The sequence below is a fragment of the Bacteroidota bacterium genome (assembly GCA_039821555.1).
GTDB lineage: Bacteria > Bacteroidota > Rhodothermia > Rhodothermales > Rubricoccaceae > JBCBEX01.
The window spans coordinates 158156-184319 of record JBCBNX010000001.1; the positions used below are offsets into that span (position 1 = coordinate 158156).

The 26164-nt window shown below is 65.9% G+C and carries 17 protein-coding genes; 10 read left to right on the forward strand and 7 right to left on the reverse strand.

Features of this window, described 5'->3' with window-relative positions; translation table 11 throughout:
* The first annotated feature begins 136 nt into the window (after positions 1–136).
* Complete coding sequence (locus AAFU51_00650) at positions 137–1777, forward strand: M28 family peptidase (protein MEO1569754.1); 1641 nt, start codon at positions 137–139, stop codon at positions 1775–1777.
* Positions 1778–1912: 135 nt separating this feature from the next.
* Here AAFU51_00650 and AAFU51_00655 read toward each other — a convergent pair whose 3' ends face one another.
* A complete protein-coding gene (locus AAFU51_00655; protein MEO1569755.1) occupies positions 1913–2914 on the reverse strand; it encodes a M23 family metallopeptidase in 1002 nt (333 codons plus the stop codon).
* 137 nt (positions 2915–3051) lie between these two features.
* On the opposite strand from AAFU51_00655, the gene AAFU51_00660 reads away from it, so the two are divergent.
* The 3 genes from AAFU51_00660 (at position 3052) to ettA (ending at position 7136) form a co-directional block, all read left to right on the forward strand.
* A complete protein-coding gene (locus AAFU51_00660) occupies positions 3052–4473 on the forward strand; it encodes a DUF5687 family protein (protein ID MEO1569756.1) in 1422 nt (473 codons plus the stop codon).
* A 29-nt stretch (positions 4474–4502) separates the two neighbouring features.
* Positions 4503–5321: an ABC transporter ATP-binding protein gene (locus AAFU51_00665; GenBank protein ID MEO1569757.1), complete on the forward strand. Its 819-nt coding sequence runs from the start codon at positions 4503–4505 to the stop codon at positions 5319–5321.
* 129 nt (positions 5322–5450) lie between these two features.
* Entirely contained in the window at positions 5451–7136 is a 1686-nt protein-coding gene (gene ettA, locus AAFU51_00670) for an energy-dependent translational throttle protein EttA (protein MEO1569758.1), read from the forward strand.
* 26 nt (positions 7137–7162) lie between these two features.
* Here ettA and AAFU51_00675 read toward each other — a convergent pair whose 3' ends face one another.
* From AAFU51_00675 to AAFU51_00685, 3 genes are read right to left on the reverse strand one after another with little or no spacing between them, the layout of a single operon-like run.
* The gene (locus AAFU51_00675; GenBank protein MEO1569759.1) at positions 7163–8461 is read right to left on the reverse strand and encodes a glutamate-5-semialdehyde dehydrogenase; all 1299 of its coding nucleotides are present in this window, start codon (positions 8459–8461) and stop codon (positions 7163–7165) included.
* A gap of 53 nt (positions 8462–8514) precedes the next feature.
* Positions 8515–9618: a glutamate 5-kinase gene (proB, locus tag AAFU51_00680; GenBank protein MEO1569760.1), complete on the reverse strand. Its 1104-nt coding sequence runs from the start codon at positions 9616–9618 to the stop codon at positions 8515–8517.
* A 4-nt stretch (positions 9619–9622) separates the two neighbouring features.
* Positions 9623–10204, reverse strand: a complete 582-nt coding sequence (locus AAFU51_00685) for a GNAT family N-acetyltransferase (GenBank protein MEO1569761.1) — start codon at positions 10202–10204, stop codon at positions 9623–9625.
* Between the two features lie 270 nt (positions 10205–10474).
* Here AAFU51_00685 and AAFU51_00690 point away from each other — a divergent pair, with 270 nt between their 5' ends.
* Positions 10475–15262, forward strand: coding sequence for a carboxypeptidase regulatory-like domain-containing protein (locus AAFU51_00690; protein ID MEO1569762.1), 4788 nt, complete (start codon positions 10475–10477; stop codon positions 15260–15262).
* 101 nt (positions 15263–15363) lie between these two features.
* On the opposite strand, the gene AAFU51_00695 is transcribed toward AAFU51_00690, so the two are convergent.
* Both AAFU51_00695 and hppD read right to left on the reverse strand, forming a co-directional pair.
* Positions 15364–16623 (reverse strand): cupin domain-containing protein, encoded by a 1260-nt coding sequence (locus AAFU51_00695; protein MEO1569763.1) that lies wholly within the window; start codon positions 16621–16623, stop codon positions 15364–15366.
* An 85-nt stretch (positions 16624–16708) separates the two neighbouring features.
* Positions 16709–17851, reverse strand: coding sequence for a 4-hydroxyphenylpyruvate dioxygenase (hppD, locus tag AAFU51_00700; protein ID MEO1569764.1), 1143 nt, complete (start codon positions 17849–17851; stop codon positions 16709–16711).
* A 180-nt stretch (positions 17852–18031) separates the two neighbouring features.
* Here hppD and AAFU51_00705 point away from each other — a divergent pair, with 180 nt between their 5' ends.
* The 4 genes from AAFU51_00705 to AAFU51_00720 all read left to right on the forward strand — a co-directional run bounded on the left by AAFU51_00705 (position 18032) and on the right by AAFU51_00720 (position 21843).
* Entirely contained in the window at positions 18032–19396 is a 1365-nt protein-coding gene (locus AAFU51_00705; GenBank protein MEO1569765.1) for a thymidine phosphorylase, read from the forward strand.
* Between the two features lie 114 nt (positions 19397–19510).
* Positions 19511–20293, forward strand: coding sequence for a PspA/IM30 family protein (locus AAFU51_00710; protein MEO1569766.1), 783 nt, complete (start codon positions 19511–19513; stop codon positions 20291–20293).
* Between the two features lie 86 nt (positions 20294–20379).
* A complete protein-coding gene (locus AAFU51_00715; protein ID MEO1569767.1) occupies positions 20380–20907 on the forward strand; it encodes a hypothetical protein in 528 nt (175 codons plus the stop codon).
* Between the two features lie 57 nt (positions 20908–20964).
* Positions 20965–21843 (forward strand): hypothetical protein, encoded by an 879-nt coding sequence (locus tag AAFU51_00720; GenBank protein MEO1569768.1) that lies wholly within the window; start codon positions 20965–20967, stop codon positions 21841–21843.
* A gap of 25 nt (positions 21844–21868) precedes the next feature.
* Here AAFU51_00720 and AAFU51_00725 read toward each other — a convergent pair whose 3' ends face one another.
* The gene (locus tag AAFU51_00725) at positions 21869–23581 is read right to left on the reverse strand and encodes a M28 family peptidase (GenBank protein ID MEO1569769.1); all 1713 of its coding nucleotides are present in this window, start codon (positions 23579–23581) and stop codon (positions 21869–21871) included.
* Positions 23582–23744: 163 nt separating this feature from the next.
* Here AAFU51_00725 and AAFU51_00730 point away from each other — a divergent pair, with 163 nt between their 5' ends.
* On the forward strand, positions 23745–26144 hold the full coding sequence (locus AAFU51_00730) for an ABC transporter permease (protein ID MEO1569770.1): 2400 nt from the start codon (positions 23745–23747) through the stop codon (positions 26142–26144).
* Positions 26145–26164 lie beyond the last annotated feature (20 nt).

Genomic DNA, 26164 nt, shown 5'->3' on the forward strand with positions numbered 1-26164 from the left:
TTCCTGCGAAGTGCCCTGCCTGCCCGGTACGGTAGCGTAGTGCCCGCAACTCGCGATCTCACGTACATGGCCCGTTCTGCCGTCCGGACAGGCGGTGCGAACGCTCACGCGCATTCTGTACAGTCCAATCAACACCATGCATCGCCTGCTTCTCATCGCTCTGGCGGTGGCAGCGCCCCTCGCGCTTGCCCAGCCTGCCGTCACGGCTCCAGAGCCTGTTGACACCACCGCTGTTTCGTTTTTCAAGACCGAAGCCACCGAGCGCGGTCAGGTCATGGACCACGCGCTCTGGCTCACCGACATGCACGGGGGCCGGCTCACCGCCTCGCCCGAACTCGCCGCCGCTCTAGACTGGGCGGAGGGTCGCTTCGCGTCGTGGGGCTATGAGGCTGAGCAGGAGCCGTGGGGCGAGTTTGGTCGCGGCTGGCAGATCGAGCGCTTCACCATGCAGGCCCGCATCGACGGTCCGGACGTCGCCGCGCAAACGATGCCTGTCTTTGCCTTGCCGAAAGCTTGGAGCCCCAGCATCGGAGACGCCCAAGGCGAGGTTGTCGTCTTCAACCCTGAGAACCGCGACGAGATGGAAGCCTACCGGGGGACGCTCGCGGGCAAGGTTGTCCTGATGGGCAGCCGGAGTGACATCGAGGTCGGCTTCGAGCCGGTCGCGGTGCGGCGTGATGCCGAGGGGCTGCTCAAGATGGCCAATGCTGCCGGGGGTCCTGGAGGCGGGCGTACCTACTCTGCCGAGCAACTGGCCCGCTACCGCTTCCGCGCGGAGCAACTCGTGTTCGTGCTCAGCGAAGCGCCGATGGCTATCCTGGAGCCGTCGAACCTCGGGGGCACGGGTTCCATCCGCGTGATGTCGGCCCGCGTCCCGGCGCCCGCTTCCGTCGCGTGGTACGATCGCCCGAATCCGTGGGACGTAGGCGCTGAGACAATCCCGCAGTTCGTGCTCATGGACGAGCACTACAACCGCCTCCTCCGCCTCGTCGAAGCCGACCAGAATGTCTCCGTCGACATTGAATTCGAGGCGTCGTTCTACGACGAAGACCTCACCGAACACAACGTGATTGCCGAGATCCGTGGTACCGACCCCGTGATCGGCGACGAGATCGTGATGGTAGGTGCGCACATCGACGCGTGGCACGGCGGCACAGGGGCTACGGACAATGGCTCCGGCACGGCTGTCGCCATGGAAGTCGGGCGTCTGCTTAAAGCATACTACGACGAGCGTGGTGAGGGCCCGCGCCGCACGATCCGAATCGCGCTCTGGACAGGAGAGGAGCAGGGGCTCTATGGTTCCCGCGGCTACGTTGCCGACCACTTTGCCGAGATGGAGGGCCGGTCTGTCGTCGGCACGAAGCCGGACTACGACAACTTCTCGGCCTACTACAACCTCGACAACGGCACCGGACGCATCCGGGGCGTCTATCAGCAGAACAACCCTGGCGTTGGCCCGCTCTTCCGTGCCTGGCTCGATGCCTTCGACGACGAGAGCGCGCAGACGCTCACCATCTCGAACACGGGTGGCACCGACCACCAGGCATTCGACGGCGTGGGCCTACCAGGCTTCCAGTTTATCCAGGATGGCATTGCCTACTTCAAGCAAACCTGGCACGGCTCCATGGACACCTACGATCACCTCATTGAGGACGACCTGGAGCAGGCAGCAGCCCTGATCGCAACCTTCGCCTACCACACGGCAGAGCGCGACGAGAAGCTCCCGCGCAAGCCCTTTTCTCTCGCCCCGCGCACCGGGACCGAGGGCACCAACTAGCGCCCCACATGATGATGGCGGAGCGGGCATGCGTCCTTGGGGGGCATGCCCGCAGTCGTTGGGGCTACGGTGTAGTGGTTCCGTTGGGGCTACGGTATGGTTTCCGTTGGGGCTACGGTATCGTTTCCGTTGGGGCTACGGTGTAGTGGTTCGCGGGGAAGAACGCCGCCCTACGATGTATGGATAAGGGTCGACGGCCCCTGCGCCCGTGTAGATGCCGAAATGCAGGTGGGGCGGCGTGGTGCGCGCGTTTCCTGTGTTGCCTACCGTGCCGAGCGTGTCGCCGGGTTGTACACGCTCGCCACGTTGCACGAGTTGTCTTTCGAGGTGCGCGTAGTAGAGCGAGCCGACACGGGTGCGCAGCCACACGACGCGACCGCCCAGCGGGGTCTCCTGAACCCGCGTGATGCGGCCATGCATCGATGCCACCACGGGCGTGCCACGGGGGGCGAAGATGTCCACGCCCTCGTGACGGCGGGCACCACCGTCGCGCGGAGCGCCCCACAGGCTGCGGATAGCCCGTTCGTTCACCGAAGCCACGGGGAAGCCCAGCGACGGAGCCGTTTCGAGTCGCACCGCTACCGTTCCACGGGCAAGCAACTCGGGTTGGATGCGGAGCATCAGCGCTTCGTCGCGCCGAGCACGTCGCTCCAAGCGTAGTGTGTCGGACTGCGATGCCCCTGCCGAGTCGGCGTACGTCCACGCGACATCGGACCAGAGCCGCTGCGACACCGGGAGCGAATCGGCGGGCGGGACGAAGAAGAGGTCGGCAAACACGCGCGCCGAGTCGGTATCCAGGACTGGGACGATTTCGAGGCGGAGCACCTCGCCGCGCTTCAGGTCAAGGCGGGCACTCCAGGCTGTCGGTTCTGCTGAACCAAACGACAGGCCCGGGGCCGAGGGAAGCGGGCTGCTATCGTCGGCGAGGAGGGCGGCCTCGGCCGCGTCAAGCCAGCGTTGTACGAGCAAGGACGAGCCGAGTCCGGCCTCAAGCAAGGCATCCCGATACGCTTCGTGAGGCGGGACCGGCAGATTCCGGGGTGGTGAGTCGGTCTCGTCGCAGCCTGTTGCAATGAGCAGAAACGCAGTGAACGTCAGCAAAGGAGACAGGCGCAAGGCGAGCGAGGAGATGAGCATGCCGCCCTCTACGGGACGAGTGGGTCAAAGGCTGCGGCGGGCACGAAGAACGAGGAGGGTGGCCAGGGCAGTCGGGGCTAAATCTGGGCAAGCGGGTGCCGATACCGGTGTAGTTGGTCCAACAGGAAGCCGCCGCCGTGTTTCGTACCCTTCTCCGCCTTCAGGCGCTCGCGTTCTGGCGTGCTCCGTTCCGCTCGGGCCGCCTAGTCCTAGCGAGCCTGCGCGCGCTCGGCGTGGCCTACGCCGTGCTGACAGCGGCGGCGCTCGGGTTCCTGATCCCCGATACGCTCTCGGTCTGGGCCCCAGAGCTCTCGGCCCGTGTTGCTGTGGAACGCGCACTCGTGCCCGCCCTGGTGATGCTCACGATGGGCCGTGTCCTCTTCCAAGATGTACCCACACGGGGCATAGAAGCATTCCTGATGCTCCCCGTGTCGCGGCCTCAGGTGGCGCGGGCCGTGATGGTCCGCTCGGCGGTGACCGTCTTCAACGCAGCACCGCTCGCGTTCGTGGTGCCCTTTGCGCTCCGAACCGTGCGCAACACCGACGGCAGTGAGGCGGCCCTCGTGTTTGTGCTAGGCATGGCGGCCTGCATCGCCGTTTCGCACGGGGCTGTGGTGGTCTGGAAGACCCGACTGGGTGTGGCGCCTCGGGAAACCGTGACCGTCGTCGGCGGCACGCTCTGCGCGATGGCAGCGGCTCAGCTCGGCCTAGGAGGTATTCTTGGGCCCCACGCCCTCGTGTCCAGCGCGATGTTGTGCGCCGTAGCGGTGTTCATCAACGGCTACGCGTATCGCACCCTCCGGGACGCCCTCTACCTCGATCTGCCCACGAAAGCGAAGCGGAGTAAGGAAGCAGCCCCGTTGCGTGGCTTCGAGCAACCAGGTGTCCGCGCGTTCCTCGACCTCGAATGGAGGCTCGTGCGGCGCACGCGCTACCCACGCGGTATCCTACTCAACGCTGTGGCGATGACGGTTGGACTTGCTGGCGCCGTCCTCCTCGCGGACGCGCCTACCGCGCCGATGCTGCTCTTCGCGACGGCCACGGTGGCGATCTCGGCGGGGCAGTTTGCCCTCCCGTTTGCGAGCAAACACTACGACCGCCTTCTGACGCTGCCCGGGGCGCTCTCGGCATTCGTTCGGGCGAAACTGGCACTGGGCGTCGGGTCGGTAGTGGTGCTCGGAGTGCTACTGGCCGTGCCCATGCTCGCGGTCGATCCAGGCGTGCTCGGCCCGCTCGCGTGCGCCGTGCTCTTCGGCGCGGGCGTCTTCGCGCCCGTTGCCGTGGTAGGCTCCACGCTGGCTCCGAAGCCCATCGATGTGGACGACCAGTTCATGAACAGTCCCCGCGTCCACGCGCTGCTCCCCCAGGTCGTCCTCGCAATAGCCAGCGGCATGGGCGTGGCTCCCTACGTGTTGATGGGTCCCGAGGTAGGACTCGCAGCCATGGGTGGACTCGGCGCGATCGGCGTGCTGGTCCTCCCGCTCTGGCAGCGCGGCATCGTGGCACGGGTCACGCGGCAACGCTACGCTGTCGCCAACCGATTCCGCTCCGTCCTCTGACGACTGCTCTCGTTTCGCTTCCAATACCGATGGTCACGCAAACTGCCGACGTTCTTACCGATACCGAGAACCCCAGTCCCAGGCCCGCGGCGTATGCACTGGCGGGACCACGCGGCACTGGGCCGCCGGTTCGTGGCGTCGAGGTCATCGCCTCAGACCTAGTGAAAACGTACGGGGCGACCGAAGCCTTGCGCCTCGACCGTCTCAACGTGGCACCCGGCGAAACAGTCGGGCTCGTCGGCAACAATGGAGCGGGCAAGACGACGCTGTTACGGCTCGTCCTCGACCTCATCCGTCCGACGGCCGGTTCGGTCACGCTCGATGGCATGGTGGTCAGCCAGACGACGGCCTGGAAGCCCCGTGTGAGCGCCTTCCTCGACCCGAGCTTTTTGATCGGTTACCTGCGGCCCGGCGAGCTTTTCCGCCTCGTTGGCGGGAGCTATGGGCTGAGCGCGGCTGAGGCCGACCGTCGCGCGGAGGCCTACGCCGACTTTCTAGGGCCGACGGTCGCCAAGCCAGGCGTGTTGGTGCGCGATCTGTCGCTCGGCAATGCGGGCAAGGTCGGCATCGTCGCGGCCCTGCTGTGCCGGCCCGATCTGCTCGTGCTCGACGAGCCGTTCGCGAACCTCGATCCGGGCGCGCGCATCCACCTAGAAGGGCTCCTCCGGGCCGAGCGGGACCGGGGAGCCACCGTCCTCGTGTCCAGCCACGATCTCGACAACGTCGTTGACGTGTGCACGCGGGTCCTCGTCATGGCCGACGGCCGCGTGGTGCGCGACACACCCGCTGAGCCTGGTACGCTGGCGGAACTACGTGCCTTCTTCGCGCGGGGTGGACGGGATGCGTGAAGAGGCATGAGGCAATGAGGTAGCGGAAGGTTCAGCGCTCGCCCCAGGCTGTGCCGTATTCGACGCGGCTCCACGGCTGTTCGAGCTACCTTGTGTGGCTCGTCCCTCTGCACACAACCCCGCCTTCTCGTGAGCGACAAGAAGATCATCTTCTCGATGGTCGGCGTGAGTAAAGCCCACCGCCCCGGCCAACACGTCCTCAAGGACATTTACCTCTCGTTCTACTACGGCGCCAAGATCGGCGTGCTCGGCCTCAACGGCGCGGGCAAGTCGACGCTGCTCCGCCTCATCGCAGGCGAGGACGAGAACTACGAGGGGAAAATCCAGGCCGAAAAGGGCATCACCTTCGGCTACCTCTCGCAGGAGCCCGAACTGGACCCCAACCGGACCGTCCGCGAGATCGTGGAAGAAGGGGCCGCCGAGGCCGTCGGGCTGATGAAGGCCTATGAAGAGGTCAGCGCTAAGTTCGCTGAGCCCGACGCCGACTTCGACGCCATCATGGAGGAGCAGGCGAGGATCCAGGAGAAGATCGACCAGATGGACGCCTGGGACATCGACTCGAAGCTCGACATGGCGATGGGCGCGCTGCACTGCCCGCCCGGCGACACTAAGATCGAGGTGCTCTCGGGCGGGGAGCGCCGCCGCGTGGCCCTCGTCCGCCTCCTCCTACAGCAGCCCGACGTGCTGCTGCTCGACGAGCCGACCAACCACCTCGACGCCGAGTCCGTCGCCTGGCTCGAAGGGCACCTCGACCGCTACCCCGGCACCGTCATCGCCGTCACGCACGACCGGTACTTCCTCGACAACGTCGCAGGGTGGATCCTCGAACTCGACCGCGGACGCGGGATCCCGTTCGAGGGCAACTACTCGTCGTGGCTGGAGCAGAAGCATGCACGCCTCGCCACCGAAGAGAAGCAGGCGTCGAAGCGCCAGAAGGTGCTCGCGCAGGAACTGGAGTGGGTGCGCCAGAACCCGAAAGGCCGCCGCGCCAAGAGCAAGGCGCGCATCGCCAACTACGAGCGCATGCTTTCCGAGGAGCAGGAGAAACGTCAGGCTGAGCTGGAGATCTATATCCCGCCCGGTCCGCGCCTCGGCGACGTGGTGATCGAGGCGAAGGGTGTCGCGAAGGCCTACGGCGACCGCACGCTCTACGACGACCTCTCGTTTAGCCTCCCGCCCGGAGGCATCGTCGGCATCGTCGGACCGAACGGCGCGGGCAAGACGACGCTCTTCCGCATGATCACCGAGCAGGAAGATCCCGACGCAGGCACGTTCACCGTCGGCCAGACCGTCGAACTCGGCTACGTCGACCAAAACCGCCCGCTTGACCCCAACGCGACCGTCTTCGAGGCCATCACCGGCGGCGGCGACTTCGTGCAACTCGGCACCCGCGAGGTCAACGCGCGAGCCTACGTCGGCCGCTTCAACTTCGCCGGGCAAGACCAGCAGAAGAAGACCACGGAGCTTTCCGGCGGTGAGCGCGGCCGCCTACACCTCGCAGCGACGCTGAAGGAGGGGGCCAACGTGCTGCTGCTTGACGAGCCGACCAACGACCTCGACGTGAACACGCTGCGGGCGCTCGAAGAGGCGCTCCTCAACTTCGCGGGCTGCGCCGTCGTGATCTCGCACGACCGCTGGTTCCTCGACCGCGTGGCGACGCACATCCTCTCGTTCGAGGAGCAGCCCGACGGCACCATCGAGCCGCGCTGGTACCCGGGCAACTATTCCGAATATGAGGAGGACCGCCGCGCCCGCCTCGGCGACGCCGCCGACCCGTCGAAGCGCGTGCGCCACCGGCAACTCACGCGGAGCTAGCCCCGCAGCCCACGCGAGGTTGAGCCTCAGGCGCGCACGTGGTAGTCGCCTTCGGCGATCCACTTGAACGTCGTGAGCGCGTCGAGCCCCATCGGGCCACGGGCGTGCAGCTTCTGCGTGCTCACGGCTACCTCGGCGCCGAGCCCGAACTGCCCGCCGTCCGTGAAGCGCGTAGAGGCGTTGACGTAGACTGCCGCCGAGTCGACCTCGTTGAGGAAGCGCGCGGCGTGCGCTGGCGTCTCGGTCAGGATACCGTCGGAGTGCTGCGTCGAGTGCGCATGGACGTGGGCGATGGCCGTGTCTAGACTGTTGACGACGCGGAGGCCAAGCGTGAGGCCAAGCCATTCCTGATCGAAGTCGTCAGCGCCTGCGGGCACGAGCGCGAGGCCGTCCACGTTGGCCAGATGCGAAAGCGCCGCCTCGTCGGCGTGAACCTCAACGCCATGCTCGGCGAGCGCAGCGGCGACGCGGGGTAGGAAATCCGCAGCGATGCCCTCATGGACGAGCAGCGTGTCGAGTGCGTTGCAGACGCTCGGGCGCTGCACCTTGGCGTTCACGATCACCGGGATCGCCCGGTCGAGGTCGGCCGTGGCGTCTACGAAGAGGTGGCAGATGCCAATGCCGCCCGTGATGACCGGGATGGTGCTTTGCTCCTTGCACAGCCGATGCAGGCCCGCGCCGCCGCGAGGAATGATCATGTCGACGTAGTCGTCCAGGCGCAACAGTTCCCGCACGAGTGCGCGGTCGGTACTGTCGATGAGTTGCACGCACGCCTCAGGGAGGCCGACGCTGGCGAGCGCTTCGGCGAGCGCTCGGGCCAACGCCACGTTCGAGCGGATCGTCTCCGAGCCGCCCCGGAGCAGCGCGGCGTTCCCTGCCTTGAGGCACAGCGTCGCGATGTCGACCGTGACGTTGGGCCGCGCTTCGTAGATCACGCCGACTACGCCGAGGGGCACAGTCCGCCGCTTCAGCTGCAGCCCATTGTCGAGGGTCCGTTGGTCGAAGTCACGCCCAACCGGATCAGGGAGGTCGGCGACCTTGCGGGCGTCGTTGGCGAGGGCCTGGAGGCGCGAGGGGGTGAGCAGGAGGCGGTCCAGCAGCGCGTCGGTCAGCCCGTTGGCGCGGCCTCGGGCGACGTCTTGGGCGTTGGCCGCGAGGATCGTGTCGGCATGCCGCTCGATCGCCTCCGCGATAGCGTGGAGGGCCGCGTTTTTCTCCTCGGTGGTGGCGACAGCGAGGGCCCGGCTTGCCTCCTGGGCGGCCCGACCGAGGGCCTGCGGGTCGACGTGCTTGTGGAGCGTGATCTCTGGGATGGGAATCGACATCGACGTTTGGAGGTCAGAAAGCAAATGAGGGCGGCTCCTTTACACCAAGATGTTTAGACCAAGATGAGGTCGTCGCGGTGGACGGCCTCGTCGCCGAGGGTGAAGCCGAGGAGGTCGACGATGGCGGCAGACTGCTGGCCCGCGAGTTGGCGGAGTTCGTGCGCGTCGTAGCGTGCGATGCCGCGAGCGAGTTCGGCGCGGGACGCTCGGTGCACAATACGCACGGCATCGCCGCGGCGGAAGGTCCCTGCGACGGCCACGATGCCCACGGGAAGTAGCGAAGCGCCATCCTTGGTCAAGGCCCGCGCTGCACCGGCGTTTACCACGAGCGTACCCGACGGGGGAGGGCCCGCGAAGATCCAGCGCTTGCGGCTCGCGAGCGGCGTTGCTAGCGCAGGGAAGCGCGTCCCGAGAGCCTCGCCCCGTGCGATGCGGAGCACCACGTCCGGCGCTCGGCCCGCCGCGATGACTACGTCCGTGCCTGCTCGTCGGGCAGCATCGGCGGCTTGCAACTTGGTAGCCATGCCGCCCGTGCCCTGCGTGGTTCCTGCGCCGCCCGCGAGCATCTTGAGCGTCACGTCGATGGTGCGGACTTCGGGGATGAGTTCGGCGTCGGGGTCGGTGCGGGGATCGGCCGTGAAGAGGCCCGGCTGGTCGGTGAGCAACAACAGGAGGTCGGCGCGGGCGAGCACGGCAGCGTAGGCTGAGAGGTTGTCGTTGTCGCCGACTTTGATCTCGGCCGTCGCCACGGCGTCGTTTTCGTTTACGACCGGCACGATGCGCCGCGCAAACAGGGCGTCGAGTGTGTCGCGGGCGTTGAGGAACCGGCGGCGGTCTTCCACGTCGTCGCGCGCGAGCAGCACCTGTCCTACGTGCAGGCCGAAGAGGTCGAAGAGTTGCGCCCACACCCGCATGAGGCGAGGCTGCCCGACAGCTGCCAGGAGTTGCTTCTCGACCACCCCGCCAGGATGCTCGCCGGCGCCGAGCCCGAGTTCCTCGCGCCCCGCCGCCACGGCGCCACTCGACACGATGAGCACGTCGTGGCCCTCGGCTTGCAACGCGGCGCATTGCCGCACGAGGTCGACCAGGTGCGCCCGGTCGAGCCGCGGCGTCCCGCCGGTCAGAACGCTCGTGCCGAGTTTGACGACGATCCGCATGGCGCTACCCTGTCTCGCCGTCCTCGTCCGGATCGAGAATGTCGAGGTCGTCCGAGTCGAAGAGCATGCCCGTGCAGAGGCACATCGAGCGCTGCGTGCGCGTGAGGATGTCGAAGTTGGGGCAGCTCTGGCACCCTTTCCAGAACACCTCGTCTTGCGTGAGTTCGCTGAACGTGACGGGCCGGTAGCCAAGGTCGGCGTTGATCTTCATCACCGCGAGCGACGTCGTGATCCCGAAGATTTTGGCGTCGGGGAAGCGCTCGCGGGAGAGGTCGAAGATGGCGCGCTTGATGCGCCGGGCGAGGCCGAGCTTGCGGAAGCGCGGGTGAACGATGAGCCCCGAGTTGGCGACGTACTTCCCGTGCGTCCATGCCTCGATGTAGCAGAATCCAGCGAAGACCGGGCGGTCATGTCCCTCCACTTGGGCGAGTGCGATCACGGCGCGGCGGTCCTCCATCTTCTTGCGCACGTAGGCTGGATCCCGCTTGGCAATCCCCGTACGTCGCGCCTGAGCCGCCTCCTCGATGACGGTGCAGATCTCTTCGGCGTAGGCGAGGTGGTCGGGACCAGCGACGACGATGTCGATGGCGACGGTGGGAACGGCGGACACGGGCAGAACCACCGATGGGTGGCGCTAGGCGAACGAAGCGGGTAGTCCGGGGGAGCGGCAAGAATACGACACCGTGCCAATTCGGACCAGAACCGCGCTGCCAGACAGACCGCAGCGTTGGGTCTCTACCTATCCGAAAGCGGTTCCAAACTTGCCAGCTATGACCCGGGCACCTCGCAGAGTGCGTACATAGAGTATGAGCGTCGCCTTCTAGCGGCACCCCCCTCCAGCATACCCTGTCGATCCATGCGCGCACGACGAACCCTGTATGGCCTCTCTCTCGTGGCGGGCCTGCTGACCCTCGCTCCGCACCTACGCGCGCAATCCGCGGCGCCGATCCCGATCAGCGGTACCGTCACCACGTCAGGGAATCAGCCGGTCGCCCGCGCTGAAGTGCGCATCCTCGACGCCAACTCCGGCGAGGTCCTCGCCGACCGCATCTTCACGGACGCCGCGGGGGAATTCAGTGCAGACCCGGACATCGTGGTTGATGGCGAGGACGAGGCCGCCGCAGTCCCGACCGAATTCTCAGTGCTGCCGATCTACCCGAACCCGTTCGCCGCGACGCAGGCGCTGACGCTTCGCTACACGCTGCCCCTGAATCAAGGCACGGAGCCTCAACTGGAAGTCTTCGATGTGCTTGGTCGGCGTGTGAGCGGGACGCTTGCGGCAGGGCTCTACTTCGTGCGCCTGCGCCTCGACGACGGCCAGGTCACAGCGCCTCAGCGGTTCGTGCTCGCCGTGGGCGGGCGTCTCGATGTGACGATGGAACAGGTCAAGGCGCTCGCCGCCGATGGCTCCCCGGCGGCGGCCTCTCAAGAGGAAGTGTCAGCGGCATCGCGGGCAGCGCTGCGGGCGTTCAGCCAGGCCGTGGGCAGTGTCGTTACGTTGGAGGTCCGACGGGCTGGCTTCGTCTCCGCGCAGCAGTCGTTCGACCTCAACGGGCAGACGACCGGTCTCGCGATCTCTCTGGCGTCAGCCGATGCACCGACGGCTACCTTCACCGTGTCGGCGAGCCCGCAAGCGGGCGAGGTGGTCTCGTTCGACGGACGTGGCTCTACGGGGGAGGGCCCGCTGACCTACTCCTGGACGTTCGAGACGGCAACCGGCACGCGACGGGGCGGCGGCCCGCAGGTCAGCCAGACCTTTGCCGTCGGCGGATCTGTCTCGGTCACGCTCACCGTGGCGTCGCGCTTCGGCGCTACGTCCAGCACCACCCAGGCCGTGACGGTAGGCGCGCTTCCGACGCCGGTAGCGCAGGTGCCCACGGTGGTCCGCGTCGTCGATACGAACGGCGACGAGGTTGAAGGAGCCACGGTTGAGGTGGTGGGCACCGTGCTGCGCGCGCAGACCAACGCGCTCGGCGAGTCCGCCTTCGCCGCATTCGACGTGGGCGTACCGCGCTCCATACGGGTCCGCGCCGACGGCTTCGCCGCGCAGACGCTACCGGTGACGCTCCCCGCTGGCACAACGACAGGTCTGGTGGAGGCTACGCTTTTCCGACGTGCGTCGGGCCGCTCGATGACGAGCGCTGAACTCGGCGGGACGATGATGGCCTCCGATGGGGCTATGGTCTCGCTACCGGTCGAGGGGCTCGTCGACGGCGCAGGCAACACGGTCTCCGGTGACATCGAGGTCTTCGTCACCCCGGTGGACGTGGCCGACGACAACGAGCGGGCCGGCTTCCCTGGCCAGTTCGCTGGGGTCCAACCGGACGGCGAGCGCGGCCTCATCGCCAGCTACGGCACGGTCGAATACGTCTTCGAGCAAAACGGCCAGGAGCTACAGCTCGCCCCCGGCAAGAGCGCCACGGTCGAAATACCCATCTACACGGGGGGCGCTGAGGAAGGCGAGCAGATCGCGCTCTGGAGCGTTGACGAGGAGACGGGGCTGTGGGTGCAAGAGGGCCTCGGGACGGTGGTGGAGAGCAGCGCCAGCCCGACGGGCCTCGCGCTGCGCGCCGAGGTGACCCACTTCTCGTGGTGGAACTGCGACGATTTCCTGGACGAGAACCCCGAGACTGGGCTGTGCTGGGAGCTCCAGTGCACGACCGGCCAATGCGTGCGTGTCCCCGTTGGGTGTTGGACGAAAGGGGGCCGCCGCAGCGGAGCCGCGCGCGCGTCCCAGGATGGGCCCGTGTTTGAGGTCCGCACCTTCATTCCCCCCGGTGGCACCGAATTGCTGCTGCCCACCGACGAGGAGGTCGTGCTTGCCTCCACCGCCCTCGGCGAAAACGGCGACCTTCTCGTTGGCTCCATTTCCGTCACGAGCACCGGCGATGGCTTCGAGATTGACCTGCTGCCTGCCCAGCCGACGAGCACGCCCGTCCAGGTCACGCTCCCGTTCACCGAGACCGGCGCCTCTGCCGAAAGCGGAGGCGAGATCACCGTCTACACGTTCGACGGCACTGAAGGCACCTCGGTGTTCCTCAACGCCACGCGGACGAGTGGAGTGGGGGGGAACGCCGTGCTGCGCGACCCAGACAACGTACCCGTGGCCGGGTTCGAGTTCGGTTCGACCACCGAGCCCAGCTTCACTCGGCTCCCCAAGACTGGCTCGTATAAGCTCCTCGTGGCTCCGGACGGCGTCGGAGAGTTCACCGTGACCGCCTCTACGCTGGCGGGCACGGACCTCGGTGCGCTCCCCATCAGCCAGCCCGTCACCATCGGGACGGAAGGCGAAGCATTCGGCTACACCTTTGAAGCCGAGGCCGGCGAAGAAGCGAGCATCTTCGTTCCGCGCGTATCGGGCCGCTCTACTGGTCGCTTCGTGGTGCGTACGCCGAGCGCACAACTGCTTACGGAGGGTGAGTTCTCGCTCTCGCCTTCGGCCACCGGGTCGCAGCAGGATCGACTGTTGCGCTTCCCGGAGACGGGGACCTACTCGGTGTTCCTCATTAGCGAGCGGGAGACCGGCGATGTCCGCCTGTCACTTCAGCCCGTGGCGACCCTCGGCGTGGGCGCCCTCACCGAGGGCGCGCTGGACGCCTACGAGGTCCAATACCTCCGCTTCGACGCAGAGCCGGGAACCTATCGAGCCTTCCTCACGGACTCGGACGGTGGACAATACAACGGCGCCTTCCCCACCTTTTTCGACAGCGAGGGCATCTACCAGCGCCCCGTCTTCCCGTTCAGCACGTCTGGGGCCAACTCAGGGCTGGTGAGCTTCGGCGAGCGGAGCCCGGCCTACGTGCGCGTGGCGGCGAGCTTCTCACCGACAGCGGGCGGGACCTATCGCCTGGCCGTCTCCCAGCTGCCCACGCCAACACGGCTCGCCTTCGACGCCCTGGGCACGGCGACGCTCGTCGCGGACCTCGACCTGCCGAGCGACGTCGGCGTCTTTGCTGTGGACGTGCCCGAGGGCGGTCTGGTTGTGGAGGCGACGGCGGAGGGAGATACGCCGCTCGGGTCGTTCTACAGCCTCTTCCTGTTCGAGGGCACCGACGCCGACGTGGCCAACCCGACAGTCCCGATCGGCCCGAACATTCGCGAACGCAACGACGACATCGATCTCGTCCAGGCACTCGGCGTGCGAAGCGAGACGGCCCGGCCTGCGCTCTTGTTCGTCGTCAACAACGCGACCTCCGGGGCGCAAGTGGACCGGCAACCTGGCTCCTATCGGCTAAAGGTCGACCGCGTAGACGCGCAGGCCACCTACGTCGTGGACGACGACGGGGCCGACTGTGCCAACGCCACGGGCCGGTCGCTCGACGCAGCCCTGCTCGCCACCCCAACGGGGGCCACGATCACGGCCTGTGCGGGCACGTACGATACGGTGCTCGGCTATCGCTTCTTCGCGCCAGACGTCACCCTCAGCGGTGCCGACCAGGACGAGGTGGTGCTCACGACTCGAAACAACGTCATCAACCTCTTCAGTGCCTTCGTTCCCTCGTCCGGCTTCGAAGGGGCTACCGTCGAAGACCTCACGATCGAGTCGCAGTTCAGCAGCCGAACGCCATTCACGAGCACCATCCCAAGGACAGTGCTGCGCCGCGTCACCGCGCGGCTGAGCGATGACGTCACCGATGTGACGGGACAAGGCATCTTCCTCGGCGGCGACGGATCGACCATCGAAGACAGCCGCGTCGAGGATGCGCGGGAGAGCCTGTCGATTCAGGCGGACGATGTCGTCGTGCGAAACAACGATCTCGTGGGTAGCCTCACGCTGCGGGGCGACCGCATCGAGGCAACTGACAACGTCGTGCGGTCACCGTCGAACCCCGTCGGCCTGACGGTCCGTGGGGGCAGTGCGACCGTGCTCGACAACGACTTTGGTGTGAGCACGCCGTTCTCCGGCAACACGGTAGCCAACGTCGATATCCAACCCGTGACTTCTGGGGACGACGGCCCAAGCGTGATTCGCGGCAACTCGTTCGTGACCACTGCCGAAGGGGTCAGCTTGCGCGTCGGCAACGCGCCCTCGTCGCTACTCTTTGAGCAAAACCTCGTGCGGACGACGGCCGATCGCGGCGAGCGGGTGCTGCTGGCCAGCCCTGGTCGCACCGACGGTTCGGGCTCGCTCGTGGTCCGCAACAACGTGTTTGACGGTGCCTCCCACTTCGAGGGGTTCTTCTTTACCAACCTCGCCCTCTGGACTGGGCCCTTCGATTTCGTGAACAACACGGTGCGCGTGGCCCCGGACGATCGCGCCCGAAACACGAGCTCGCTCATCACGCTCCAGGCCAATGGGCAGCCTGGGCCTTACCTGCTTTCGGTGGCGAACAACGTGTTCGTCGGCGAGGGCGAGGCCAACGGGATCGACTTCTTCGACGAGGGTCAACTCGACGTGGACTACAACGTGTTTTTCAACTTCAGCGCGGTGTTCGAGCGGGGCTCATCCTCGACCGGCACCAACAACATCGTGGGCAGCGATCCGCGGCTCACGGGCGACCTGCTCGAACTCGGCGCTGGAAGCCTTGCCCTCAATGCTGGCGCCACGCCTGCGCAGTACGACGCGGTCCCGGCTGTCGACTTCGACGGCACAGCCCGGCCGCAGGGGGCCGGCTACGACATCGGCGCGCACGAACGGGAATAGTGCTTGCTCCTGAGCCGATACGGCCGACAGTAGGAGGGCGGCACCCAACTGCGGTGCCGCCCTCGCTGCGTCTCAGAACGTCGCGTCTGAGAACGTCTCGCCTACGAGGTAGGCTTGGCCTCCTGCATCGCGCCGTCGCCGGACACGGCGGTGTCGGGAGGGATCGGTGCGGCGTCGGGAAGCGGGTGGTCGTGCCGCTCGGGCTGCCAGGAGAGCTGGTAGTCGTCCTCCTCGATCTGGAGTGCCGTCTTCGTGAGGTTGAGCGGGCGGAACGTGTCGACCATCACCGCCAACTCGTGCGTGACGGTCTTGCCGATAGACGCTTCTGTGGTGCCTGGGTGCGGCCCGTGCGGGATGCCGCCGGGGTGCAGCGTGAAGCTGCCGCGCTCGATGCCTTTGCGACTCATGAAGTCGCCCTCGGCGTAGAAGAGCACCTCGTCCGAGTCGATGTTGGAGTGGTTGTAGGGCGCCGGGATCGACAGCGGGTGGTAGTCGAAGAGGCGCGGCACGAAGGAGCACACGACGAAGTTGTGCGCCTCGAACATCTGGTGGACGGGCGGCGGCTGGTGCACGCGCCCCGTGATCGGCTCGAAGTCGTGAATCGAGATCGCATAGGGGTACATGTAGCCATCCCAGCCCACCACGTCGAACGGGTGGTAGCGGTAGACGAACGGGTGCAGCCGCCCGTGCTTCTTGATCTTGACGACGAACTCGCCCTCCTGGTCGATGGTGTTGAGTTCGGTGGGGGGGCGGTAGTCGCGCTCGCAGTAGGGGCTATGCTCCAGGAGCTGCCCGAAGTTGTTGCGGTAGCGCTTGGGCGGGCGGAACTGCGTCGGCGCCTCGATGACGAGCAGGCGGGGCTGGACGTCGCCGGTGAAGACCCACCGATGCGTGAGCGTGCGCGGGATATGCACGTAGTCGCCCTGGCGGAATGCCACGGTGCCCAGGACTGTCTCGACGCGGCCCTCGCCGTCGTGGACGTAGACGAGTTCGTCGCACGAGGCGTTCTTGTAGAACTCTGCCTCGCCCATCGGTTCGGTCGGCAGGCACAGTGCGAGGTCGACGTCGGCGTTGCCCATGACGTAGCGGCGGCCCGTGAGCCAGCCGCCGCCCGGTTGCACGTCGGCGCCCTTGAAGTGGCGGTGCCGTAGGAAGTCCTGCTCGACGTACTCCACGCCGTAGGGCTCCGGCTCCAACACGCGGTCGACGAGCGTGGGCGGGTGGAGGTGGTAGGCGATCGACTGGATGCCGGAGAAGCCTTCGGCGCCGATCACCTCCTCGGTGTAGAGCGCGCCGTCAGGCCGCCGGAACTGCGTGTGCCGCTTCTGCGGGACGTCGCCGAGGCGAACGTAGAAAGCCATGTGGTCAGGTGTGAAAGTGTGGACGTGTGAAGGTGTGGAAGTACGGACGCTCACGTCCACACGTTCATACTTCCAAACGTTCACACTACAGGTTGCCCCGTCGTTTTTGTTCGCGCTCGATGGCTTCGAAGAGCGCCTTGAAGTTGCCCTCGCCGAAGGTGCGCGCGCCGCGGCGCTGGATGATCTCGTAGAACACCGTCGGGCGGTCCTGGACGGGCTTGGTAAAGATCTGCAAGAGGTAGCCGTCCGGGTCGCGGTCCACCAGGATGCCCAGCCTGGCGAGTTCATCCACGGGCTCGTCGATGGTGCCGACGCGCTCCTGGAGCGTCTCGTAGTAGGTCGTCGGTACGGTCAGGAAGTCGACGCCGCGGCGACGCAGTTCGGTGACGGTGTGCAGGATGTCGTCGGTCGCCATCGCGACGTGCTGCACGCCGGCCCCGTGGTAGAACTCGAGGTACTCGTCGATCTGGCTCTTGCGCTTGCCGACGGCGGGCTCGTTGATCGGGAATTTGATGCGCTCGTTGCCGTTCGACATCACCTTCGACATCAGCGACGAGTATTCCGTAGAGATGTCCTGGTCGGTGAAGGCGATGATGTTGCGGAAGCCCATCGTCGTGGCGTAGTAGTCCACGAACGTGTTCATGTCGCCGAGGTGGACGTTGCCGACGCAGTGGTCCACGTACTTCAAGCCAACCGGGGCAGGCTTCCAGAATGGGTTGTCGACGGGCTCGAAGCCGGGCAGGAAGAGACCGTGATAGTTTGACCGTTCGACGAACGTGTGGATCGTGTCGCCGTAGGTCTTGATCGCGGCCACGACGACCTCGCCGTGCTCATCCGTGAGCACTTCAGGTTCGCGAGCGGGCATAGCGCCGCGCGTCGTGGCTTCGTGGAAGGCGCTCCGGGCATCGTCCACCCACAGAGCGATATCGCGCACGCCGTCGCCATGGCGGTGCACGTGGTCGGCCACGAAGCCGTCAGGACCGAGTGGTGCGGTGAGCACGAACCGAACCTTGTCCTGCTTCAGGAGGTAGCTCGCCCGGTCGCGGACGCCCGTTTCGGGGCCGCGGTAGCCGATCACCTCGAAGCCAAACGCCGAGGCGTAGTAGTGCATTGCCTGCTTCGCGTTGCCGACGAAGAACTCAACGTAGTCCGTGCCATTGATCGGAAGGAAGTCGGCCGCGTCTGTGTCGGGACGTGCGGCGTCAGAAGCCGTGAGTGCGGTAGCCATAGATCTGCAGAGGGGAAGTGAACCTGAAAGCGCTTCCGAAAGCTACAGTCGTTCCGGGCTGGCACCAACCGAGGATGCCATGAATCGGAGACCTTTGCAAGGCCGAAACGCTGCGACGAAGAACCGGGTAGCTTTGACTCCACTTCTAGCCCTGCCACCTTCGCCTCGCTCATGCTTCCCATGGATGCTCCGCTCGACACTGTACGCCTGCTCGTCCAAAAACGTGACGGTCACCGGCTCGACCCTGACGTCATCGAGGCGCTGATCGCAGCCTACACCGAGGGGAGCGTCCCGGACTACCAAATGGCGGTGTTCCTAATGGCGGCGTTTTTAAACGGGCTCGACCGCGAGGAGGCGGCGGCGCTGGCGCGCGCGATGCTCTACTCAGGCACCGTCCTCGACCTCGGCGACGTGGCGGGTGTGAAGGTCGACAAGCATTCGACGGGCGGCGTGGGCGACGGGACTTCGCTCGTGTTAGCGCCGCTCGTGGCAGCATGCGGCGTGCCGGTCCCGATGATTTCGGGGCGAGGCCTCGGTCACTCCGGGGGCACGCTCGACAAGCTGGAGTCAATCCCGGGTTTTCGGACCGACCTCTCCATCCCCGACTACCGCGACCAACTGGCCCGCATCGGCGTGGTGATGATCGGCCAGACCGCCGAGATTGCGCCCGCTGATAAGAAGCTCTACGCGCTCCGCGACGTGACCGCGACGGTCGAGTCGATTCCGTTCATCGCAGCCTCGATCATGTCGAAGAAGCTCGCTGAGGGCATCGACGCGCTGGTGCTCGACGTGAAGCAGGGGCGCGGCGCGTTTATGAAGACGGAGGCGGATGCGCGGCGTCTCGCCGAGACGCTCGTGGGCATCGGACTCGAGTTCGACACACCGACGGTGGCGCGGCTCACCGCGATGGAACAGCCGCTCGCGCCCGCAGCCGGCAACTGGCCGGAGGTCGTCTGCGCGCTCCGCTGCCTGCGCGGCGAGGCTATCCGGCTCGACCAGCGCTTCCTCGACGTGACGCTCGAACTGGCGGGGGAGATGCTCGCGCTCGGCGGCGTTGCCGACACGCCAAAAGCCGGACGCGCCCGTGCCGAGGCGGCGATCGCGGATGGGTCGGCGTTCGAGAAACTCCTCCACCTCGCCGACGCGCAGGGCGCCGACGTCGCCGCGTTGGAAGCGCCTGAGAGGCGCCCCGGCAATGCACCCGTCGCGGAGGTCAGGGCGCCCGATACGTTGCCCGGGGGCACATTCGTGAGCAGCATCGACGCGCTGGCCCTCGGCTGGGCGGCCGTGCGGCTGGGAGCCGGGCGGCGCACCAAAGAAGACGCCGTCGATCCGGTGGCAGGTATCGCCCTAAACAAACAGGTCGGCGATCCCGTAGAAGCGGGTGAACTGCTTGCGACGATCCATGCTGCGGACACCGCGCGCGTGGATCAGGACGCCATCGGTGCCGCGTTTGCGTTCGCCGATGCCGCGCCTGGACCGCTCCCGTTGTTGCTCGACCGCTTCGACGGCGTGCGCTGGGGGTCGGATTCTTCCGACGCTTGACGCGAAACAACGGGCGCAAAACCTCGAAGCACATCGTCCCTCGCCGTACATTCCGGCGCGGCGACCCCCGACGCCGACCCTCGTCCACGACCATCGACCCACGATCCCTGCCCCATGTCGATCTGGAAACGCTTCACTCGCCTCATCAAGTCGCTCTTCGGCGGCGCGATCTCGTCCATGGAGGACCCGCGTCTCATCCTGGAGCAGAACATCCGGGAACTGAACGACCAGGTCCCGCAGATGAATGAGAACATCGCGACAGTGAAGGCCAATGTGGTGCTCCTCCAAAAGGAAAATAACAAGTACGTTAAGCAGGTCGAGAACCTGACCGCGAAGATCAAGGCCGCCATCCAGGCCGGGCGTGACGACATCGCGCAGAACTACGCGATGCAGCTCCAACAGACCAAGGAGGCGCAGGCCCGCACGGGCGAGCAACTCGACTATGCCAAGCGCGCCTACGAGAAGGCTCTGGAGGTCAAGAAGGCGTTCATGCGCGAGCGCGAGCGCAAGATCAACGAGGCCCGCGAAGCCCTCCGGGCCCACGAGCGTGCGCAGTGGCAGGGCAAGATCGCCGACACGCTGGAGCAGTTCGAAGTGGCTGGGGTCGACCAGACGCACGACGAGATGCTCACGCGCATCAACGAGGAGACGGCCAAGAACGAGGCGCGCATGGAGCTTGCCCTCGACTCCATCGACACCGAAGCGATGCAGATCGAGGAGGACGCGCAAAACATCCAGGCCGCTGAACTGGTGAAGCAGTTCAAGCTAGAGATGGGCCTCGGCGAACCTGCCGCTGCTGCGACGGAGCCCGAACTACAGATCCCGGAAGAGCCCGTGTCCTCCGAAGGACAGAAGACCCTCGGCCGTCAGCGTACCGCCGGCGGCGATAGTGCCTAAGTGGCGATAGTATGGTGTCTATTGACGGCCACGCGTCGTCAGCGACACGACCGACCGCCGCTAGCTGAACGCAGCATGCCGAACCGATGGACAAGAAGGAATTCGAGCGGATCAAAGCCGAGGAAAAGGAGCACCTGCGCAAGCTCCGTGCGCTGAAGCATGAGCACCGAGGCGTGACCCGCCAGAAAAAGGTGCTCGACGCGCTCAACGCAATGCAGCGTCCCGACCTCGACGCGACGTACGAGGAGGCCATGCGCGGCCTCACCGAAGACGCGGCGATGACGGAGGCGCGCCTCGAAATCGCGATGGAAGACGCCCATGCGCGTGCGCCGAAGCCGGAGGCCCTCACCGAGGCCGACCGCGAGAAGCTGCGGAAAGACGAGGCGGCGGCGCTGATTCGCCAAATGAAAGCCGAGATGGGCACGCCCGTGTCGGAGATGACGCCGACTAACGAAACGTCCGATGAGGCTCCGAGCAACCCGGCCGAACGGACCATTGGGCGTTCGCCAGCACCGGCACGGCCCGAGCCAGACGTTGCATCGAAGCCGGCCAAACCGGCCGCGCCGGAGGCTACCAACACGTCCGAAAAGACCATCGGGCGCAAGCGAGACTAGGGCTAACACGCCGCCCGCCACCACCTTCTCACTCCACGGAGGCACCGTCCTCATCCGATGAGCGACAAGATCAACTACACGAAGGAAGCCTTCATGCTGCCCTGGAACCTCGTGTTCCTCATCGGGGCGATGGTGGCCGCTTTCCTCCTCAACGACGTCGCGGCATTGCCGGAGATCATCCTCACGTTCACCGCGGCGATGGAACTGCTCTACCTCGGCATCATGCCGCGCAACGATCGGTTCCAACGGGCCGTGAAGTCGCGCGAGATCGCCGAGCAGCGCAAGCCGCTCTCCGACACGGAGCGTTTCAAGACGCTCGGCAAAAACGACCAGAAGCGCTACGTCCGCTTCCGCACGCTGGAGAAGCAGATCAAGGAGTCCTACAAGAAGCTGCCCTACGCATCGCAGGGCCTCCTCGACAACCACCTCGGCAAGCTCGACGGGCTCCTCGATAGCTACCTCAACCTGCTCATGCTGCAGGACCGCTACAAGCAGTTTGCGCGGCGCACCGAGGAAGACGAGGTCGTGAACGCGATCGCGCGGCTGCGCCGGGACATGGAGGACGACCCGCCGCGCGTAGCCGCGATCAAGAAGCGCCGCCTCAGCATCCTCGAAAAGCGCCTCGGCAAGTTCAAAAAGGCGCACGAGAACCTTGCCATCATCGAAGCGCAGTTGGAGACGATCGAGGACGTGACGAAGTACATCTACGAGCAGTCGCTCACGATGCGCAACCCCGAAGAACTCTCCTTTCAACTCGACACACTCGTCTCCGAAGTCGAGGAGACGCAGGCGTCCGTCGAAGAGATCGAGGACATCTTCGCGGGTCCGTCCGGCGAACTGCTAGACGAACTCGACGAGCCGCTCCTAGACCTCGATCCGCTCGATCCGCTCTCGGACCAGGCTACGACGGGTCAGCGGCAACGCGAGCAGAGCTAAGCGCGCCCGGTGCCGCTGGCTTTCGCTACATGTCGGCTAGGCGTTCGGCCCGAGCGCGAGTTTCGGCAAAGGCCTCACTCGGCTTCCACGCCGGGCGGATGCCGCTGTCAGCGATCCCGTAGGTGAGGCGCGTCGCGACCTTCGTCTGCTGCACGAGGCCGCCGAGAGGCATCGTCTCGGGGTCGTATTCGTCGGCAGGCTGGTGGTAGCGCTCGCGGCGGTAATCGGCTTTGACCTGGGCCGCATAGCCCTCGGGTTTTCCAACGAAGTCCACGCCCGTGTTGATGAACACGGCAGGAACGCCTGCACGGGCGAAGGCAAGCTGGTCCGAACGAAAGAACAGGCCCTGATTGGGCTGGTTGTCCGGCGTGACGGTCATGTCCTCGCCCGCTGCAGCTTGCCGGAGCAAGGGAAGCATCTCGCTCCGCTCCGCGCCGATGCCGACGATGTCCGTCGTTGGTCCGTACATGTTGCCAGAATCCACGTTCACGTTGGCGATCGTGTTGACGAGCGGGAAAACGGGGTTCTCAGCGTAGTGCGCCGCGCCGAGCAGGCCCGACTCTTCCGCCGAGAGCGTGAGGAAGTAAACGCTGCGGTCGGGCGTGGGGCCGGACGCGATCGCAGCGGCCATTTCGAGCAGCATCGCGACGCCCGAGGCATTGTCCACGGCGCCGTTGTAGATGCCGTCGTCGCCCGCCGCCACGCGGTCAGCATCGATGCCGAGGTGGTCGTGGTGGGCTGTCACGATGACGGCTTCGTCCGGCGCGGCATCGCCCGTGATTTTGCCGATCACGTTGGTGCCCGTGAAGCGACGCGTCTCGAACGTCATCTCTAGCGAGGCGCGCACGGGGAGTGGTACCGGCTCGAACTCGCGCGTTGCGGCCATCGCGAACGCATCGTCCAGTGTCAGACCTGCTGCGGCGAGCAACTGTTCAGCGACGGGCTGCGTGATCCAGCCTTTCACGTCGAGCGCGTTCTCTGGGGGCGTGGCGAGCGAGATCTGCTCGCCGCGGGCGCCGCCGGAGAGCACCAGGAATGGGTAGCCGGCCGTCGGTCCGGTGTGGATGAGCAGCGCCCCGACGGCACCGCGGCGGCGCGCCTCTTCATATTTATAGGTCCACCGGCCATTGTAGGTCAGCGTGTCGGCTTGGAAGAGGTTCGGCTCGGCCTCCGTTGCAGGCGGGTCATTCACGAAGCTGACCATGATCCTGCCGGTGAGGTCCACGTCCTTGTAGTCGTCCCACTCATATCCGGGGTTTGAGATGCCGTAGCCGACGAAGACGAGTTCGGCGCCCTCGACGCTGATGGCGGTCGTGTCGTGGTCAGTGGAGGCAATGAACTGGTTCACGAAGTCAAGCAGGACCGGCTCGCCGTCGTCGGGGACGAGCGCGAGGTTGCCGACCGAGACGGGCGTGGAGCCGAGGAGCGGGACTTGCTGGAAGAAGGTCCCATCAGCCGCACCAGGTTCGAGCCCGGTGGCCTGCATCTGCGACGCGATGTAGGCGATGGTCATCTGCTCGCCCGGGGTGCCTGTGCCGCGCCCTCCGTAGGCGTCGCTCGCGAGCTCTTCGATGTGAGCGCGCAATCCCGCTGAGTCGATCACGGCTACGAGGTCATGGGGCGTGTCAGCGAGTACGATCGGGCCAGAGAGCTCCGGACTGTCGGGGGCGGGCTCGTCGCACGCGGAGACGAGGAGCAGCGCAAGCGCTGAGGCGACGAGGCGAAAGGGGAAACGCATGGCGTAGATATGTGGGTAAGGGTGTGACAAGATGCGGCGCGGTACGCAGCGGAGCAAGCCATCGACACGATCGACAGCAACCGCAGCGCAACTTGAGGGTCACCCCTTCCGAATAGCCCCGCACACCTCTCGTGTCGATCACGCCTGCCACCCCGCTCGTCCCATGCTGAAGAGCTACTTCGTCCTCGCCTGGCGCACCCTCCGCAAGTACCCGCACTACACCGTCATCAACGTGCTCGGCCTGGCGTTTGCCATCGCGGGCTGCGTGCTGGCCTACGTGAACTTCGAGTTCGCCTACGGCTTCGACGCGCAGTACGAGAACGCGGACGAGATCTACCTGCTCAACGCCGAAGTTGAGACGAGCGGGTGGGACGGGACGTGGGGCGTCGTGCCCATGCCGATGGCACCTACGCTGGAATCTGAGGTGTCGGGCATCGAGCGGACTGCGCGGCTAAACTGGGCGGGCGTGAACATGCGCGTGGGCGACCAGGTATTTCAGGAAAACGGGCGGTTCGCCGAGTCGTCGGTGATGGCCATGTTCGACTTTCCGCTGCGCTACGGCAGTCCAGCAGCCCTCGACGATCCACAGCAGGTGGTCTTGGAAGCCCGGACCGCCGAGAAGTACTTCGGGGACGCCAACCCCATCGGGTCCGACATCGAGCTCCGCTTCCGAAACGATTCGCTCGTGACGTTCACTGTAGGGGCAGTGACCGAGCCCATCCTGGCGGCGTCGAGCCTCCAGTTCGATCTGCTGATCCCGTACGTGCAACTGGAGCGGATCTATAACACCGCCGCGGACGACTGGTCGCAATGGGCGCTGACCTTTGTTCAAGCAGAAGACGCTGCGATTGCGCAGATCGCTGCAGCGGCCGGTCGGTTTGTGCCAACGCAGAACGCGGCCAACGAAAACTGGCCCTTGCGCGCCGTGGCGCCTGAATCCCTGCTCGATGTAGCCCTCACGTCCCCGTCGAAGAGCAACTACTGGCTCAAGCAGGGCGTCCATCCGGCGGCCATTGTCTCGCCTGGCATCATTGCGATCCTGGTCTTGCTCATGGCGTGCTTTAACTTCATGAACACCTCGATTTCCTTCGCCGGGCGGCGTATGAAAGAGATCGGCGTACGCAAGTCGCTGGGCGGCGGGCGGCGGCAACTGATCCTGCAATTCCTCGGCGAGAGCCTCATCCTGTGCGCGCTTTCCCTGGGGCTCGGGCTCTTGCTAGCGCATCTGATCGTGCCGGGCTACAACGCGCTGTGGCCTACGCTCGGCATTGACCTCCAGATCTCGTATGCGGACAATGCGATGTTCTTGCTGTTCCTGGCGGGGCTTGTGCTGTTCACGGGACTCCTCTCCGGCGGATGGCCGGCCGCCTATGTGAGCCGCTTTCGTCCCGTTGAGATCCTCAAGGGCCAGCAGCCGATGGCGCGCTTTGGTTGGCTCGGACGCACGCTGCTCGTCTTCCAGTTCGCAGCAGCGCTGATGGCCGTCATCACTAGCGCGGTGTTCCTGCGCAACGCGGAGTACCAGGATAACTTGGACTACGGCTACGCTACCGAGGCCCTCCTGACGATCAACACGGACACGCCGAGCGACTATACTGCCATGCGAGCAGCGGCTCTTGCCGATCCGGACGTGGAGGGCGTGGTCGGCACGAATGCCCACCTGAGCTACCGCTACAACACGCTGCCCGTGGCAGCGCTCGGCGCGGAGAGCGATCTGCGCGCTGAAGTCTACGCGGCTGAGCCCGGGTATGCCGAGCTCGTCAACCTGACGTTGCTCGCGGGTCGTTTCCACGAGGATGGACTCGATTCAGACGCCTCAGACGGCGTCGTGGTCTCGGAAGCGCTGGTCGACGGCCTCAGTCTGGGGACGACACCCGCGGCTGCGCTGGGCGAGCGGTTCCTCGTGGACAGCACGGCGGTCGTCGTCGTAGGCGTCGTCGCCAACGTGTTCTCGGATGGTCCCTGGGATGACATCGACCCCTTCATTCTACGCGCGCGGACCAACGACAACCGCGAAGGTGTGTATCCCTACCTCGTGGTCAAAACGCAGCCCGGTCGCACGGATGCCGTCGAGACGCGCATGGAGGAGGCCTGGAAGGCGCACGCGCCCGACGTCCTGTATTCGAGCTACGAGCACAGTTCGATACGCGTCGAGCCGCGCGCCATCAACCGGAGTATCGTGGTCGTGTTTGCCTACAGCGGGTTTGGTGCGGTGCTCATCGCAGCCGTTGGGCTTTTCGCCATGGTGTCGCTCACGATCACGCGCCGGACCAAGGAGATGGGCGTTCGCAAGGTGCTGGGGGCGACCGTCTCACAGATCAGCGTTCTCCTGAACCGCGAGTTTGTCGTCTTGCTCCTCGTAGCCGTCGCCCTGGCCTCGGCCCTGTGCCTCTTCGTGCTGCCGCTCCTGCTCAACAGCATCTGGACGTACCACGCAGGGCTGTCGTTCGGCCCGTTCCTCGCGGGGATAACGCTGCTCTTCGCCATCGCGGCGCTGACAGTAGCTCGCCAGATCTGGCGCGTGGCGACGGTCAACCCAACGGAGGTGCTCCGCTACGAATAGACCGGAAGCACTCAACTATG